The sequence below is a fragment of the Streptomyces sp. NPDC005576 genome (assembly GCF_042871745.1).
GTDB lineage: Bacteria > Actinomycetota > Actinomycetes > Streptomycetales > Streptomycetaceae > Streptomyces.
This window is the reverse complement of record NZ_JBIAJC010000004.1, coordinates 155481-171849: the sequence shown is the minus strand read 5'-3', so window position 1 is coordinate 171849 and position 16369 is coordinate 155481. Positions and strand designations below refer to the sequence as shown.

Annotated in this window: 12 protein-coding genes and 1 riboswitch; of the genes, 8 read left to right on the top strand and 4 right to left on the bottom strand. The window is 72.5% G+C overall.

Annotation, left to right across the window (positions count from 1 at the left end):
* Window positions 1-16 precede the first annotated feature (16 nt).
* A complete protein-coding gene (locus tag ACFYPN_RS08855; RefSeq protein ID WP_358765189.1) occupies window positions 17-1873 on the top strand; it encodes a GMC family oxidoreductase in 1857 nt (618 codons plus the stop codon).
* A gap of 196 nt (window positions 1874-2069) precedes the next feature.
* On the opposite strand, the gene ACFYPN_RS08850 is transcribed toward ACFYPN_RS08855, so the two are convergent.
* Complete coding sequence (locus ACFYPN_RS08850; protein WP_389297611.1) at window positions 2070-2435, bottom strand: chorismate mutase; 366 nt, start codon at window positions 2433-2435, stop codon at window positions 2070-2072.
* Between the two features lie 326 nt (window positions 2436-2761).
* Here ACFYPN_RS08850 and guaA point away from each other — a divergent pair, with 326 nt between their 5' ends.
* From guaA to ACFYPN_RS08835, 3 genes are all read left to right on the top strand, one after another.
* Window positions 2762-4357: a glutamine-hydrolyzing GMP synthase gene (gene guaA, locus ACFYPN_RS08845; RefSeq protein WP_358765193.1), complete on the top strand. Its 1596-nt coding sequence runs from the start codon at window positions 2762-2764 to the stop codon at window positions 4355-4357.
* Between the two features lie 215 nt (window positions 4358-4572).
* A complete protein-coding gene (locus ACFYPN_RS08840; RefSeq protein WP_389297419.1) occupies window positions 4573-5841 on the top strand; it encodes a hypothetical protein in 1269 nt (422 codons plus the stop codon).
* 130 nt (window positions 5842-5971) lie between these two features.
* A complete protein-coding gene (locus tag ACFYPN_RS08835) occupies window positions 5972-6487 on the top strand; it encodes a DoxX family protein (RefSeq protein WP_389297418.1) in 516 nt (171 codons plus the stop codon).
* Between the two features lie 156 nt (window positions 6488-6643).
* On the opposite strand, the gene ACFYPN_RS08830 is transcribed toward ACFYPN_RS08835, so the two are convergent.
* On the bottom strand, window positions 6644-8074 hold the full coding sequence (locus ACFYPN_RS08830) for a PspC domain-containing protein (RefSeq protein ID WP_389297416.1): 1431 nt from the start codon (window positions 8072-8074) through the stop codon (window positions 6644-6646).
* Window positions 8075-8195: 121 nt separating this feature from the next.
* On the opposite strand from ACFYPN_RS08830, the gene ACFYPN_RS08825 reads away from it, so the two are divergent.
* Window positions 8196-9482, top strand: a complete 1287-nt coding sequence (locus tag ACFYPN_RS08825; protein WP_358765200.1) for a PspC domain-containing protein — start codon at window positions 8196-8198, stop codon at window positions 9480-9482.
* Window positions 9479-10177, top strand: coding sequence for a response regulator transcription factor (locus ACFYPN_RS08820; RefSeq protein ID WP_358765202.1), 699 nt, complete (start codon window positions 9479-9481; stop codon window positions 10175-10177). Before ACFYPN_RS08825 ends, ACFYPN_RS08820 begins: the two co-directional genes overlap by 4 nt.
* 15 nt (window positions 10178-10192) lie before the next feature.
* Here ACFYPN_RS08820 and ACFYPN_RS08815 read toward each other — a convergent pair whose 3' ends face one another.
* The gene (locus ACFYPN_RS08815; protein ID WP_358765204.1) at window positions 10193-11263 is read right to left on the bottom strand and encodes a C40 family peptidase; all 1071 of its coding nucleotides are present in this window, start codon (window positions 11261-11263) and stop codon (window positions 10193-10195) included.
* Between the two features lie 400 nt (window positions 11264-11663).
* Between ACFYPN_RS08815 and ACFYPN_RS08810 the strand changes: the two genes are divergently transcribed.
* Window positions 11664-12017: a hypothetical protein gene (locus ACFYPN_RS08810; protein ID WP_358765206.1), complete on the top strand. Its 354-nt coding sequence runs from the start codon at window positions 11664-11666 to the stop codon at window positions 12015-12017.
* 37 nt (window positions 12018-12054) lie between these two features.
* Here the strand turns inward: ACFYPN_RS08810 and ACFYPN_RS08805 are convergent, their stop codons facing one another.
* Window positions 12055-13248 carry an NlpC/P60 family protein gene (locus tag ACFYPN_RS08805; protein WP_358765208.1) on the bottom strand — a complete coding sequence of 398 codons (1194 nt, stop codon included), beginning with the start codon at window positions 13246-13248 and terminating at the stop codon, window positions 12055-12057.
* A riboswitch (cyclic di-AMP (ydaO/yuaA leader) is annotated at window positions 13247-13417 on the bottom strand. Its footprint overlaps the gene before it by 2 nt.
* A gap of 246 nt (window positions 13418-13663) precedes the next feature.
* Here ACFYPN_RS08805 and ACFYPN_RS08800 point away from each other — a divergent pair.
* Window positions 13664-16213: an ATP-dependent DNA helicase gene (locus tag ACFYPN_RS08800; RefSeq protein WP_358765209.1), complete on the top strand. Its 2550-nt coding sequence runs from the start codon at window positions 13664-13666 to the stop codon at window positions 16211-16213.
* The last annotated feature ends 156 nt before the right edge of the window (window positions 16214-16369 follow it).

Here is a 16369-nt window from a genome sequence, read left to right as displayed (position 1 = left end):
CGCGACGAGGAGAGCCATGCCCGAGGAGAGCCATGCCCCGCACCGGGACGCACCGGCCGCCGAAGCACCGGCCGCAGGCCCCGGCGCCGACGACACCGCCTTCGACTACGACGTCCTGGTCGTCGGCTCGGGCTTCGGCGGCGCGGTGTCGGCGCTCCGGCTGACCGAGAAGGGGTACCGGGTCGGCGTGCTGGAGGCGGGCCGCCGCTTCACCCCCCGGACGCTCCCGAAGAACTCCTGGGACCTGAAGAACTACCTGTGGGCCCCCGCCCTCGGCCTCTACGGCATCCAGCGGGTGCACCTCCTCGGCAAGGTCATGGTGCTCGCCGGAGCCGGGGTCGGTGGCGGCTCGCTGAACTACGCGAACACGCTGTACGTCCCGCCCACCGCGTTCTTCGAGGACCGCCAGTGGGCCGGCATCACCGACTGGCAGGACGAGCTGCGGCCCTACTACGACCAGGCCACCCGGATGCTCGGGGTCCGGCTCAACCCGACGACGACCCCCTCCGACGCGCACCTCAAGGCGGCTGCCGAGGCGATGGGCGTCGGCGACACCTTCCACCTGGCACCGGTCGGGGTGTTCTTCGGTGACGGCCGGGACGCCGACGGCACGGCGAAGGCGGAGCCCGGCGGCACGGTCGCCGACCCGTACTTCGGGGGCGAGGGGCCGGCCCGGAAGGCCTGCACCGAATGCGGCGAGTGCATGACCGGGTGCCGCCACGGAGCGAAGAACACCCTCACCGAGAACTACCTCCACCTCGCCGAGAAGGCCGGAGCCGTCATCCACCCGATGACGACCGTGCTCTCCGTCACCGAGGACCCGCAGGCCCCGGGAGGCGGCCACCGCGTGGAGGTCGTCCCCACCCACCGCCGGAGGGCGAAGCCCCGCACGCTCCGGGCCCGCCACGTGGTCGTCGCGGCCGGCACCTACGGCACCCAGACCCTGCTGCACCGGATGAAGGACGAAGGGCGGCTGCCCCGGCTCTCGGACCGGCTCGGCGAGCTGACCCGTACCAACTCCGAGGGACTGGTCGGCGCACAGACCAGCGACCGCCGCTACCGCCGCAAGCACGGCACGAAGCCCGACTTCACCAAGGGCGTCGCCATCACCTCGTCGATCCACCCGGACGCCAGCACCCACATCGAGCCGGTCCGCTACGGCAAGGGCTCCAACGCCATGGGCAGCCTCACCATCCTCCAGGTGCCGTACGCGAAGCGGCGGGTGCTCGCCTGGCTCAGCAACGTGGTCAAGCACCCCACGATCGCGGGCCGCTCGCTCTCCAACCGGAAGTGGTCGGAGCGGACCATCATCGGGCTCGTCATGCAGTCGCTCGACAACTCGCTGACCGCCTACCGCAAGCCGAGCGGCATCGGAAAGGGCCTGCTCACCGCCCGGCAGGGACACGGAGCCCCCAACCCGACGCAGATCGCCGAGGCCACGCAGGCCGCCACGCTGCTCGCGGCGGAGATCAACGGATTCGCCGGGTCCAACATCGGCGAGCTGATGGGCACCCCGCTCACCGCGCACTTCCTCGGCGGCTGCCCGATCGGGGCGAGCGCGGAGGAGGGCGTCATCGACCCGTACCACCGGCTGCACGGCCACCCCGGCATCTCGGTCGTGGACGGCTCGGCGGTCTCCGCCAACCTCGGCGTCAACCCGTCGCTGACGATCACCGCCCAGGCCGAGCGCGCCATGTCGTTCTGGCCCAACAAGGGCGAGCCCGACCCGCGACCGGCCCAGGGCGCGGCGTACGAGCGGCTGACACCGGTGAAGCCCGTCGCACCGGTGGTCCCCCAGGAGGCGTTCGGCGCGCTGAGGCTGCCGTTCCTGGGCGTCCCGGCCGTACCGCCGAAGCCGGCGCCGAAGGACTGAGACCCCGGGGCCGTACGGACGAACCCGTGGGGGCCGGCCCCGGGCGTTCCCGGAGCCGGCCCCCACACGGCTGACGGACTGCTGTCCCCTGCCGACCGGTCACACTCCGTACGGGTGAGACGGAGACCGAACGGAGGTGCGGCCGTACAGCCCCGCGGGCCGCTCCGCGCAGGGCGTACGGCCGCGCGCGCCGGATTCACACCCGGCCGCGGCAGAGCTCCAGCAGCGTCATCGCGAGCGGGGTGCCGGGCTTCCCGAGCGCGTCCCGGAAGTGGCTGAGCACCTCCATCTCGCGGGAGAGGTTCACCCGGCGGCCCCCGGACGTGATCCTCGCCTCCTGGATCACCGCCGACACCGCCATCCGCTCCTGCACGAGGCCGATGATCCGGTCGTCCAGCTCGTCGATGCGTGTCCGGGCCCCGCCGATCAGCGCGGCGGCCTCCTCGGTGCACGCCCCGGTCACCTCGGTCGCGGTCTTCGGGGTCGTCGGATTCTTCGGGGCTTCCGGGGCTTCCGGGGCTTCCGGGGCTTCCGGGGTGGTGGCGCCGGGGGTGGTGGTGATGCTCATGGTCGGACTCCTGCTCGGGTACGGCCCCGGGCCGACAGCCCCCGAACGCCAAGACGCCCCGGGCCTGTCGGCCCGGGGCGTCTGGAAGGTCGCTCGTCAGTTGCTCAAGCAGCACGACCATGACACCCGGCGGGCCGGATGTCATAGCTAAAGACGGAGATCGTGTGCTGACGCATGGCAGCCAGTATGGACCCACCGGGCCCGGCGCCCCGTGGGGGCCCGGATGGTGAGACGGAGGCGGAAACGGGACGAGGAAGGCATCTTCGCGGCGGCCGGTAACATTGAAGGACCGACCCCTCTCACCGCCGGAAGGCCGCCTCGTGCCAGCAGCACCCCCCGCCGCCCCCGACATGACCACCGACGTGGTTCTCGTCGTCGACTTCGGCGCGCAGTACGCCCAGCTCATCGCCCGCCGCGTCCGTGAGGCCCGGGTCTACAGCGAGATCGTCCCGTCCACCATGCCGGTGGCCGAGATGCTGGCGAAGAACCCGCGCGCGATCATCCTGTCCGGCGGCCCGTCCTCGGTGTACGCGGAGGGCGCTCCCTCGATCGACCGCTCGCTCTTCGAGGCCGGGGTGCCGGTCTTCGGCATGTGCTACGGCTTCCAGCTGATGGCGACCACCCTCGGCGGCACCGTCGACGACAACGGTGCCCGTGAGTACGGCCGCACCCCGCTCACCGTCACCAAGTCGGGCTCCACCCTCTTCGAGGGCACCCCCGACGAGCAGGCCGTCTGGATGTCGCACGGCGACGCCTGCTCCGCCGCCCCCGAGGGCTTCGCCGTGACCGCGTCCACCGACGTCGTCCCGGTCGCCGCCTTCGAGAACGACGAGAAGAAGCTCTACGGCGTCCAGTACCACCCCGAGGTCATGCACTCGACCCACGGGCAGCAGATCCTGGAGCACTTCCTCTACCGCGGCGCGGGCATCGAGCCGAACTGGACGACCACCAACGTGGTCGAGGAGCAGGTCGCGCTCATCCGCGAGCAGGTCGGCACCAAGCGCGCCATCTGCGGCCTCTCCGGCGGCGTGGACTCCGCGGTCGCCGCGGCCCTCGTGCAGAAGGCCATCGGCTCCCAGCTGACCTGCGTGTACGTCGACCACGGTCTGATGCGCAAGGGCGAGACCGAGCAGGTCGAGAAGGACTTCGTGGCCGCCACCGGCGTCCAGCTGAAGGTCGTCGACGCCGAGAAGCGCTTCCTCGACGCGCTCGCCGGGGTCTCCGACCCGGAGCAGAAGCGGAAGATCATCGGCCGCGAGTTCATCCGCGTCTTCGAGCAGGCCCAGGCCGAGATCATCGCCGAGGGCGCGGCCGACGGCGAGCAGGTCGCCTTCCTCGTGCAGGGCACCCTCTACCCGGACGTCGTCGAGTCCGGCGGCGGCACCGGCACCGCCAACATCAAGTCGCACCACAACGTCGGCGGTCTCCCCGACGACATCGAGTTCGAGCTGATCGAGCCGCTGCGCCAGCTGTTCAAGGACGAGGTCCGGATGGTCGGCCAGGAGCTCGGCCTGCCGGAGGAGATCGTCCAGCGCCAGCCGTTCCCCGGCCCCGGCCTCGGTATCCGTATCGTCGGTGACGTCACCAAGGAGCGCCTCGACCTGCTGCGCGAGGCCGACGCCATCGCCCGCGAGGAGCTGTCGGCCGCCGGTCTCGACCGCGAGATCTGGCAGTGCCCGGTGGTCCTCCTCGCCGACGTCCGCTCGGTCGGCGTCCAGGGCGACGGCCGCACCTACGGCCACCCGATCGTGCTGCGCCCGGTGTCCTCCGAGGACGCCATGACGGCCGACTGGTCGCGCCTGCCGTACGAGACGCTGGCGAAGATCTCCACCCGCATCACCAACGAGGTCGCCGACGTCAACCGCGTCGTCCTCGACGTCACGAGCAAGCCGCCGGGGACCATCGAGTGGGAGTAGTCCTCCCTGCGAGACCCTGACGATGCCGCCGTTCTCCTCGTGGAGGCGGCGGCATCGCCGTATCCCGTCCGGTCCCGGCCTTCGCCGTGGGCACAGGTGCGCGAATCAGGGTGGCCGGGTCGACCCGATGCGGTCCGAAGGCTCCCGGTACGGCACAATTCACAAAATACGTAAGTGAGTTGGCTGTACCGGGGCGGGAAAGGGCGGCGTAGGTCGTGGCGTTGGACGATGCGAGGGCACGCGGGGCGCACGGCGGGGGCTGTACGTGCGGCGACTGCCCGCACGGAGCACGCGAAGGACATCGGCGCGCGGTCGCCGCCTTCCTCGCCAAACGGGACGAGCTCGCCGCAGGGAAGGGGCTGCCCGCCGGGGTGCGGCAGTCGCCCTCGGCCTCCCGGCAGTGGGTATCCGACGAGCTGACCGGGGCCGCCCGCGCGGTCGCGGACCGGGGCCGGGAAGCCGGTGACGCCTGGCTCCACCGGGTGCGGCTGCGGACCCTGGTCGTCATCGCCGTGGCACTCGTGGCGCTCGTCCTCGGGGAGACCGTCACCGCGATCGGCGCCGGCTGGTCCACCGCCCGTACCGCCGGGCTGATCGCCGGGCTCGTCACCGCCGTGCTGCTGGCCGTCGCCGCCTCGTACCACCGGGCGCGCGGCGGTCTGCTCGCCCCGCTCATCGGTGAGGACAACCGGCTCTCCACCTCGCGGACCGTCGCCGCCTGCTGGGTGCTGCTCGCCGTCTTCGCGGTCCTGGTGCTCTCGCTCCAGCTCGCGGGCGCCTCCGACCACCACGAGCGGGACACCCTGATCGAGGGGCTGGACCTGATGCGCTCGGCGGGGGTCCTGACGGTGCTGGCGCTGGTGTGCGCCGTCGCCGTCGTCGTCCGCCGGGTCGTCTCCGTACGCGTACTCGCGCAACGGCTCCAGAAACTGAGGGCCGACCGGCCGCGCGCCGCCGACCTGTTGACCGACGACTCCGGCCGGGGCAGCTTCACCGATGTGCAGTACGTGCTGGTCAACGGGGTCGCGGTGCTCTTCGCGGCGGTCCGCCTCGCCCGCAGGCCCGAGCAGCTCCCGGACCTGCCGTGGGGGCTCGCGCTGCTGGTGGCGGTCTCGGCGGCGACCTACTTCGCGGGCAAGTACGCCGAGGGCGGCCGGCCGGTGGTCCTCTCCGTCGTCCGGGCCCGCGAGGCCGGCGACCTGGACGCCCCGATCCGTACCGGCGACGACATCGAGATCCGCGGCGCGGGCTTTGTACCGCCCGGTGCGGGCAGTCCGGCCGGACTGGCCCGGCTCGTCGTGCGGATCGGGACGGTCCACGTCCACGTCCCGCTGATCCCCGTCAGCGGCGGCTTCGCCAACCCGACCGACACCGTCCTCACCGTGCCCGTCCCGGTGGAGGTCGAACCCGGCTCGGTGGACGTCCAGGTGGTCACGGCCGCCGGGGTGGAGACCAACAGCTGCCGGATCGACGTGACGGACTGAGCAGCCCCGTCGCGCGTGGCTCGCGCGGCCCCCGCCGGGGAGAACCTTCCAGAGGTCCGGCCCCAGGGCCCCACGTACATATGTTCTTACGTATGGTCTGTTGACGGGGTCACGGAAGATGGGGCAGGTCATGCAGGGCTACGGAAACAACGGTTACGGACGCGTCCCCGGCGAGCCCAGGGGGCTGCGGGAGCAGGCGCGCACGTACGCGCTGCTGCCGCTGCGCGTCTTCCTCGGCGTCACCTTCCTCTACGCCGGGCTCGACAAGCTGACGGACAGCGTTTTCCTGTCGTCCAGCGGCGCCGGTTCGATCGGCGACCAGATGCGCGGGGTACGCGACTCCGCCGGAGCCCCCTGGCTCGTCGACCTGGCGCTGCACGGCCCGACCGGCTTCGGGTACGCCCTCGCGGTCGGCGAACTCGCCGTGGGCATCGGCACCCTGCTCGGGCTCTGGGGCCGCCTCGCCGCGCTCGGCGGCGCGCTGATCTCGTTGAGCCTCTGGCTCACCGTGAGCTGGCAGGCGACCCCGTACTACTCCGGCAACGACCTCGTCTACCTCATGGCCTGGCTGCCGCTGCTGCTCGCCGGATCGGGCCCCTTCTCGCTGGGCGCGCTCCTGCCGCCGCGCCGGCGCCGGAGCCTGTAGGCGACCCAGGCGGCCACGGCGGCGAGGAGGAGTCCGCCGCCCAGCACGGCCACGAGGAACACCCACGGCGCCTGCCAGGCCCCGGCCCAGTCGGCCGCGTACCCGGCCGACAGGGCCAGCAGGGTCAGGCCGGCCAGCGCGCGGCCCGGCCGGAACTCATGAAGCAGCACGGGTGACCTCCACCTGTCCGAGACCGACTTCCAGGCGCAGCTCGATCGTGCCCGCCAGGTCCGCGCCCTTGGGGGGCGCGAGCGTGCGGGTGGTCCGCCGGTCCGGGGCGACGTCGATGTCCTCTCCGGCCGGATCGCCGGGCAGGGTCACGTCCCCGAGCCCCACCTTGGCCCGCACCCGGACCGAGGCGTCCTGGGGGACGACCACCACCACGCGCCCGGCCCCCGCCTCGACCCGGGTGGAGAGGGTGGTCCCCAGCGGGACCGGCAGCCCGGAGAGGTCGAGCCGGACGGTGCCGGCCCCGATGTCGTACGACGGGCGCAGGGCGGCGGCGGTGGTGGGACGCCACTCCACCCGCGCCCAGGTCGTCCCGATGTCCTTCGGCAGCACCGTCGAGGCCGCGAGCACCCCCGTGACGAGCAGCGCGAACACCAGCGTCCCGAAACCGGTCCTGCCGACGAACGAGGCGACCAGCAGCCCCACCCCGAGTACGGCGAGCGCCGCGACGGCCCCGATCTGGAGGCTCTCGCCGAGCGGGTGCCCGCCCCAGCCGGGCCAGGCGGCGGCCACCCCGGCGACGACCGCCAGGAACCGCACCAGGCCCCCGATCGAGTGCGGCCCGTGCGTCCGCCCCCTCGGATCGGCGGCGACCGGCGGCAGGTGCTTCCCGCGCGCCCTGCCCGCCCCAGCCGCTCCGTCCGGGCCGGCCACCCCGCCGGGCACCGCGTCCGCCGGGCCCCACAGATAGCCCGCGCCCACAGGGCCCGTCGTGCCGTCCTTGACGATCGGGTCCCGCCACCACGAGGGCCCGGCCGGTGCCGGGGGCGCCTTGACCTCCGGCGGAACCGAGCCCCGTCCGGAGGACGGCGGGACCGGTGCGGTGTGCGGCGCGGGCGGGACGACATCCCCGGCGGCCATGTCGTCCCGGCCGTCGCGGCCGTCGCGGCCACGCCGCACGCGCTCCTCGTCCGTCGAGGCCGGCCGGCCGTGCCGCGTCCACACCGAGAACCCGGCGACGGCCAGCACCAGCATCGCGGCGAACGCCAGGACCCCGCTGTTGCCGATCATCGAGAGGAACAGCCCGCAGCCGACCAGCGCGAAGAGCAGCGCCACCAGCGACGCGCCCTCCACCCGGCCGGAGAGCAGCCTGCGGAACTCGTTCTCCTCCTCGCCGTCCACCGGGAGCAGCAGCCACGCGAAGCCGTAGAGGATCAGGCCGGTGCCGCCCGCGACGGCGAGGACCCCGAGGACCACGCGGAAGATGACGGGGTCGACGTCGAAGTACCGGCCGAGACCGCCGCACACCCCCGCCACCACCTTCTGCCGGGGGCTCCGCCGCAGCTGCGGTCCGGGTGCGCCCGTCGGGGCGCCGGGGGGCGCCTCACCCGGGGGAGCGGCGGAAGGGGAAGCGGTCATGGCTCCATGGTGACGGCCCGGGGCCGCCCTGGGCACCCACGGCGACCCTGGTCGTTCCCTGATATGGAAGTAGGGGACCGCCCTGATGCCCCGGCCCACCCGGACGTGTGACGATCGGTCCATGCCAACCGCCACGCCCCGAGCCGCCGGTGCACCGGTGACCGACCCGGAGGAGCCACCGGCGCGCAAGCTGTATCGCAGCGCCGAGGGGCGCATGCTGGGCGGCGTCGCGCGCGGCCTCGCCGGTCACCTCGGGCTGCCGGTCGTCTGGGTGCGGCTCGTCTTCCTCGGCCTCTTCCTCGCGGACGGCCTCGGCGCGGTGCTCTACGCGGTGTTCTGGATCGTCGTGCCCCTCGGCGTCGGTGGCGTCGAGACCTCACACTCCCTCTTCGAGACGGCTCCGGACGGCAGCCGCCGGCTCCGCAAGCCCGACCGGGGACAGGTCTTCGCCCTCGTCGGGCTCTTCGCCGGCGCTCTGATCTTCCTTGCCAACGTGAACATGGGCAGCGGCGCCGACCGCTACATCTGGCCCATCCTCCTCATCGGCGCCGGCTCCGTGCTGGTCTGGCGGCAGGCCGACAACGCCCGCCGCGCCCAGTGGATGGAGGTGGGCCGCCGCCGGAGCATGCTGCACCTGGCGCGCGGACTCGCCGGGGTCGCGCTCGTCGGACTCGGGCTCGCCGCGTTCATGGTGGTACGCGGCTCGGCCGCCCAGCTCGGCAACGTCCTCACCGCCGCCATCGCGGTCCTCACCGGCATCGCGCTGCTCGCCGGCCCCTATCTCGTACGGATGACCCAGGACCTCAACGAGGAACGGCTGATGCGCATCCGCGCCCAGGAACGCGCCGAGGTCGCGGCCCACGTCCACGACTCGGTGCTGCACACCCTCACCCTGATCCAGCGCAACGCCGACGACGCGGGAGAGGTCCGCAGACTGGCCCGCGCCCAGGAGCGCGAGCTGCGGAACTGGCTGTACGACCCCGGCGGCACCGGCAAGGACGCCGACGACGAACCGGCCACCCTCGCCGAGGCCGTGAAACGCGCCGCCGCCGAGGTCGAGGACAAGCACGGCGTCCCGCTGGAGGTCGTCGTGGTCGGCGACTGCCCGCTGGACGAGAAGATCACCGCCCAGCTCCAGGCCGCGCGCGAAGCGATGGTGAACGCCGCCAAGTACGGTGGCGAGGGCGGCGCGGTCCAGGTCTACGCGGAGGTCGAGGGCCGGACGGTCTTCGTCTCCGTACGCGACCGGGGGCCCGGGTTCGACCTGGATTCGGTCCCCGAAGACCGCATGGGCGTAAGAGAATCGATCGTCGGCCGGATGCGGCGCAACGGCGGTACGGCCCGGCTCCGGTCGGTGCCCGGCGGCGGCACGGAAGTCGAGCTGGAGATGGAGAGGGCGGGCGAATGACCGAGAACACCGAAGCGACGACCCAGGGACCGGAGCGCCGGGTACGGGTCGTCCTCGTGGACGACCACCGGATGTTCCGCACGGGCGTCCAGGCCGAGATCGGCCGCACCGAGGAGACCGGCGTGGAGGTCGTCGGCGAGGCCGCCGACGTCGACCAGGCCGTCACCGTCATCACGGCGACCCGCCCCGAGGTCGTCCTCCTCGACGTCCACCTCCCCGGCGGCGGCGGGGTCGAGGTGCTGCGCCGCTGCGCGCCGATGATGTCGGCCGCCGAGAACCCGGTCCGCTTCCTCGCGCTCTCCGTCTCCGACGCGGCCGAGGACGTCATCGGGGTCATCCGCGGCGGCGCCCGCGGCTACGTCACCAAGACGATCACCGGCGCCGACCTGGTCGACTCCGTCTTCCGGGTCCAGGAGGGCGACGCGGTCTTCTCGCCCCGCCTGGCCGGCTTCGTCCTGGACGCCTTCGCCTCCACGGACGCCCCGCCGGTGGACGAGGACCTGGACCGGCTCACCCAGCGCGAGCGCGAGGTGCTCCGGCTGATCGCCCGGGGCTACGCGTACAAGGAGATCGCGAAGCAGCTCTTCATCTCGGTGAAGACGGTGGAGTCGCACGTTTCGGCGGTGCTGCGCAAGCTCCAGTTGTCGAACCGTCACGAGCTGACCCGCTGGGCGACGGCCCGCCGCCTGGTCTGACGGCCCCCGCGGCCGTCACGCCACCCGGGTCGCCCCCGCGAACGGCATCTCGTCGATCGGGGCGATCCGGATCGGTGCTCCCGGGTGCGGTGCGTGGATCATCTTGCCGTCGCCGACGTAGAGGCCGACGTGGCTGATCCCGGAGTAGAAGAACACCAGGTCACCGGGGGCGAGCTGGGAGCGGGAAACCCGCTGCCCGGCGTTGATCTGGGTGTAGGTGGTGCGGGGGAGCGAGACGCCCGCCGCCTGCCAGGCCGCCTGCGTGAGGCCGGAGCAGTCGTACCCTGACGGGCCGGTGGCGCCCCAGACGTACGGCTTGCCGAGCGCCCCGTACGCGAAGGCGACGGCCTGCGCGGCACGGGAGTTCGGGGCGGCCACCGCACCGGGGACACCGCTCGCGGCGCCGGAGGCGGTAGCGCTTTCGGTACCGCCGCTACGGTCCGGTTCGTAGGCGGCGCGTTCGGCGGCGGTGAGGGTGTGCAGGAGCCGCCGGGCGTCGGCGAGGCTGCGGGTGATCTTCTTCTTGTGCCGCGCGAGTTCGGCCTCGCGGGCGGCGAGTACGGCGGACTCGTCCTCGGCGCGGTCCCGGACCTGGTCGATCCCGGTGATCTGGCGCCGGATGCCGCTGATGGCCCCCGCCTGGCGGTCGCCCGCCCTCTCGACGTAAGAGGAGCGCTCCAGGTACTCGTCGGGGTCGGAGGTGAGCAGCAGCTGGAGCGCGGGGTCCAGCCCTCCCGAGCGGTACTGCGCGGCGGCGAGTGAACCCAGCGCGTGGCGGGACTCGTTGAGGAGATCCGTGCGGCGGGCGGCCTCGTCCCGCAGCGCCGACAGGGCACGGGCGGCATCGCCGGCCTTCTCCTCGGCCCCGTCGTACCGCTCGGTGGCGACCTCGGCCTCCCGGTAGAGCTGGTCCACCGTGGACTTGACCTGGGCCGCGGTGAGCCGGGGCTCCGCGTGGGCGGAACCGGTCGCGGCGGTCGCGGTGGCCGCCCCGGCGAGGGCCAGGGCGGCGGCGGAACGGGCAGCAGAGCCGGTGAGGAGGCGCTGCCTGGGCTTGCGGTGAGCTGATTTCCGGTGCGCGGCCACGAGGGCTGCATCCTTCCTGTCGGCTGCCCGCCCGGGGGATACCGGCGGGCCCGGCGGACCCCGGCGGCGCGCGCCGCACAAGGAGGGCGGGCGTCACCGGGATCTTCCGGCCAGGTGACCGGTGCCACCCGTCAGGGGGCGGCAAGGCGGGCCGGTCACCTGGGAGGGACGCTAACCCCGGGGCAGACCCAGAAGGCGTCATGATCGGAATTGACCTGCCGTGACCTTTCACCTTCGGAGCGTGACCGGGGCGGTGGAGGGTGACCCGGTCATATTCGGGCAGCTTCGGAAAAGGCCGCCGACGGCACCGAGTAAGCCCCACCTGACGAGTAAGCCCCACCTGACGAGTAAGCCCCACCTGACCGTCAGGGGGTGATACCGCCGTCGTTAGGCTGCCGACATGTCTGTACTCATCCATGTCTTCGTCGCCCTGCACATCATCGGCATCGCCTCCCTGCTGGGCGGCTTCCTGACGCAGATGAAGGCGATGGGTGCCGGCACCGCCCGGTTCGTCCCCGCGATGCTGCACGGCGCCCTCACCATGCTCGTCACCGGCGTCGCCCTCGTCGGCTTCCACCAGGCCGACGACAACCCGGTGAACAACGTCAAGATCGGCATCAAGCTGCTGATCCTCGTGGTGATCCTGGCCCTCATCTACCTCAAGCGCGACGAGGAGAGGGTGTCGAAGGGCGCCTTCGCCGCCGTGGGCGGACTGACCGTCACCAACATCTTCATCGCCACCCTCTGGACCTGATCCGGCCCGGCGGACCACCCGCCCGGCCGGACACCGCTCATGCCGGGCGGACGCTCCCGTAGATCGGCATGTAGTAGATCGACTCCTCGCGCACGTACGCGCCGGGCTTCGGCGCGTGCACCATCATCCCGTCGCCCTTGTAGATGCCCACGTGGCTGATGTCGTCGTAGAAGAAGATCAGGTCGCCGGGCTGGAGGTCGGCCGTCGCGATCCGCGTACCCGCGTCGACCTGGTCCCAGGTGGTGCGCGGCAGGTCGACGCCCGCCTCCCGCCAGGCCGCCTGCGTCAGGCCGGAGCAGTCGTACGACGAGGGGCCGGTGGCACCCCATACGTACGGCTTGCCGATCTGGGACTCGGCGAACGCCAGCGCCTGGGCGCCCTTGGTGGAGGCGGACCCCGTCGAGCCGGCCGATCCGGTCGAGCCGGTCGTGGTGCCGGTGGTGCCCGTCGTGCCGGTGCCGGAGGCCGCTGTGCCCGAGGCGGCCTCGGCGGCCGTCTTGTCGGCCGCGGCCTTCGCGGCTTCGGCCTGCTCGGCGGCGAGCTTCTCCGCCTTCTTCTTCGCCTCGGCTTCCTTCTTCCGCTCCAGCTCGGCGAGGCGCGCCTTCTCCTCGGCGGTCAGCTCCGAGAGCAGCGTGCGCGCCTCGGCCAGCTTGTTCTGCACGGTCTTCCTGCTGCTGCGCAGATCCGCCTGCGACGCGGTCAGCGCCTGAAGGCTCTCGGTGGCCTCGGTGCGCTTCTCGGCGGCCGCCAGCTGCTGGGTGCGGAAGTCGGCCACCGCCTTCTCCTGCCGCCCGCTGCGGCGCTTCATCAGCTGGTCCTGGTCGAAGTACGACTGCGGGTCGTCCGCCAGGAAGAATGTCATCGACGACGACGCCAGGCCACCGGTGCGGTACTGGGCGGCCGCGTAGTTCCCGAGCGCGCGCCGGGCCTCGTTGACCTTCTCCGCCCGCTCGGCCGCCTCCTGCAGCAGGGCGTCCACCTTGTCCTGCTGCTCGGCCGACGCGTCCTTGGCCCGGTTGTACTCCTGGGTCGCGGAGCCGGCTTGACGGTAGAGGTCGTCGACCTTCTTCCGTACGTCCTCGATGCTCGGCTTGGGTGCCGAGGGAGCGGCCGTCGCGCTCTGCGCCGAGAGCAGGGTCACCGAGGCCAGCGCCACCGTGGTGAACCCCACAGCGGGGGACGTCACGCGCAGCGGGGTGCGCGGTTTGCGATGCGATGCCACGACCGGCATCTCCTTCCATGGACCGCCTACGAGTGAGCTGACGGGTTCGGGCGGAACGGAAGGCTGCCCTACGGCCCGTATCCGTAGGGACGGAGTACGGCCCGATTCACCCCGGTGGGACGTGTGGGTCCCCGGTTCAGGACCGCCGAGAGCGGGCCGGATTCGGCGGGGGCGTCCGTGTGGCGTGGTTCGCCTGTCAGGGGATACGGGTCGCCCGGCTGAGACGGTAGCCAAGCCGCGGGGCGACTGGGAAGAGCAATGTGCGATATGCCCGATACATTTTCGTGACCTTGGTCGCAGGGGTGCGCGAGGGGACGTTTCCCTCGCGCGTCGCGTACGCACCCTGACGCCGGGTGACGGTACGGGCCGCGGTTCCGCCAAGGCCGCCCGGACTGTCCGCGCGGCCCTCTAAACTCGACTAGCGATGAGCAGCCTCTTTGACGACAGTTTCCTGACCGGCCTCCAGCCTGTGGAGGAGGGGCCCCCGCCGCCCCCCGAGCACCACGCGCCCGAGGAGGAGGCCGAGGGCCTCTTCGAAGGCGTCTTCGACGCGCCTCCGCCGCCCCGGGACGGCTATTACCGCGACGGCGCCCCGCGGCCGGTCATCGATTCGGCGGCGCTGCTCGACGGGCTCAACACCGAGCAGCGCGCCGCCGTGGTGCACGCCGGGTCCCCCCTGCTCATCGTCGCGGGCGCCGGTTCCGGCAAGACCCGGGTGCTCACCCACCGCATCGCCCACCTCCTCGCCGAGCGCGGAGTGCACCCCGGGCAGATCCTGGCGATCACCTTCACCAACAAGGCCGCCGGCGAGATGAAGGAGCGCGTCGAGCAACTCGTCGGCCCTCGCGCCAACGCCATGTGGGTCATGACCTTCCACAGCGCGTGCGTGCGCATCCTGCGCCGCGAGTCGAAGCGGCTCGGCTTCACCTCGTCGTTCTCGATCTACGACGCGGCCGACTCCAAGCGACTGATGGCCCTGGTCTGCCGTGACCTGGACCTCGACCCCAAGCGCTACCCGCCGAAGTCCTTCACCGCCAAGGTCTCCAACCTCAAGAACGAGCTCATCGACGAGGAGACCTTCGCCGGCCAGGCCGCCGACGGCTTCGAGAAGACCCTCGCCCAGGCGTACGCGCTCTACCAGGCGCGACTGCGCGAGGCCAACGCCCTCGACTTCGACGACATCATCATGACGACGGTCCACCTGCTCCAGGCGTTCCCCGACGTCGCCGAGCACTACCGCCGCCGCTTCCGGCACGTCCTGGTCGACGAGTACCAGGACACCAACCACGCCCAGTACACCCTGGTGCGCGAGCTGGTCGGACCGGCGGGCGCGCAGGACGCCCCCGGCGAGCTGTGCGTCGTCGGTGACGCGGACCAGTCGATCTACGCCTTCCGGGGCGCGACGATCCGCAACATCCTCCAGTTCGAGGAGGACTACCCGGACGCCACCACGATCCTGCTGGAGCAGAATTACCGCTCCACGCAGACAATCCTCTCGGCCGCCAACGCCGTCATCGAGCGCAACGAGAGCCGCCGGCCCAAGAACCTCTGGACCAACGCCGGAACCGGCACCCGCATCGCCGGGTACGTCGCCGACACCGAGCACGACGAGGCGCAGTTCGTCGCCGACGAGATCGACCGGCTCACCGACGCGGGCGACGCCAAGGCGGGCGACGTCGCGGTGTTCTACCGCACCAACGCCCAGTCCCGCGTCTTTGAAGAGATCTTCATCCGCGTCGGCCTGCCCTACAAGGTCGTCGGCGGCGTCCGCTTCTACGAGCGCAAGGAAGTCCGGGACATCCTGGCCTACCTCCGGGTGCTCGCCAATCCCGAGGACACCGTCCCGCTGCGCCGCATCCTCAACGTGCCCAAGCGCGGCATCGGCGACCGTGCCGAAGCGATGATCGACGCCCTCTCCCAGCGCGAGAAGATCTCCTTCGCGCAGGCGCTGCGCCGTGTGGACGAGGCGTACGGGATGGCGGCCCGCTCGACGAACGCCGTGAAGCGGTTCAACACCCTGATGGAAGAGCTGCGCACCGTCGTGGAATCCGGCGCGGGCCCCGCGGTCGTGCTGGAAGCCGTCATGGAACGCACCGGCTACCTCGCCGAACTCCAGGCGTCCACCGACCCGCAGGACGAGACCCGCATCGAGAACCTCCAGGAACTCGCCGCCGTCGCCCTGGAGTTCGAGCAGGACCAGGCCCGCGCGGCGGCCGAGCCGGACGGCGTCGACACGGGCGCCGGTGCGGCGGCCGAGGACGGCGCCGCCGTGGGGGCCGGTACCGCTGCCGGGGCCGGCGCCGACGACCCGGACGTGGCCGGCCCGTCCGGGACGCTCGCGGAGTTCCTGGAGAAGGTGGCCCTGGTCGCCGACTCCGACCAGATCCCCGACGAGGACGAGGACGGCTCCGGCGTCATCACGCTGATGACGCTGCACACCGCCAAGGGTCTGGAGTTCCCGGTCGTCTTCCTCACCGGCATGGAGGACGGCGTCTTCCCGCACATGCGGGCACTCGGCCAGGTCAAGGAGCTGGAGGAGGAGCGCCGCCTCGCGTACGTCGGGATCACCCGCGCCCGCGAGCGCCTCTACCTGACCCGCGCGTCCATGCGGAGCGCCTGGGGCCAGCCCTCGTACAACCCGCCGTCGCGGTTCCTGGAGGAGATCCCGGACCAGCACCTGGAGTGGAAGCGGAAGGGGCCGATGGCGGCCTCGGCCGGACCCACCTCGGGGATCACCTCGTCGCTCTCCTCGTCCCGCGCCCGCTCCGGCCCCTCCGGCTTCGCGACCCGGCGCACCGGCGACAAGCCGGTGGTCACGCTGGTGGTGGGAGACCGGGTCACGCACGACCAGTTCGGCCTGGGCACCGTGACCGCGGTGGACGGCTTCGGCGACCAGGCGAAGGCCACCGTCGACTTCGGCGACGAGCGGCCCAAGAAGCTGCTGCTGCGGTACGCCCCCGTCGAGAAGCTGTAGGCGGGCTGCTCCGTCGCACACGGAAGGGGGGGGGGGGGGCGGCCCCGCCCCCCCCGGCCCCCGCCCCCCCCCCCGGGCGGGGGGCGGGGGGGGGGGGCCCCCCCCGCCCCCCGGGCCCGCGGCGGCGCCCCCCGCGGGGGGCGCCCCGGGGACGGG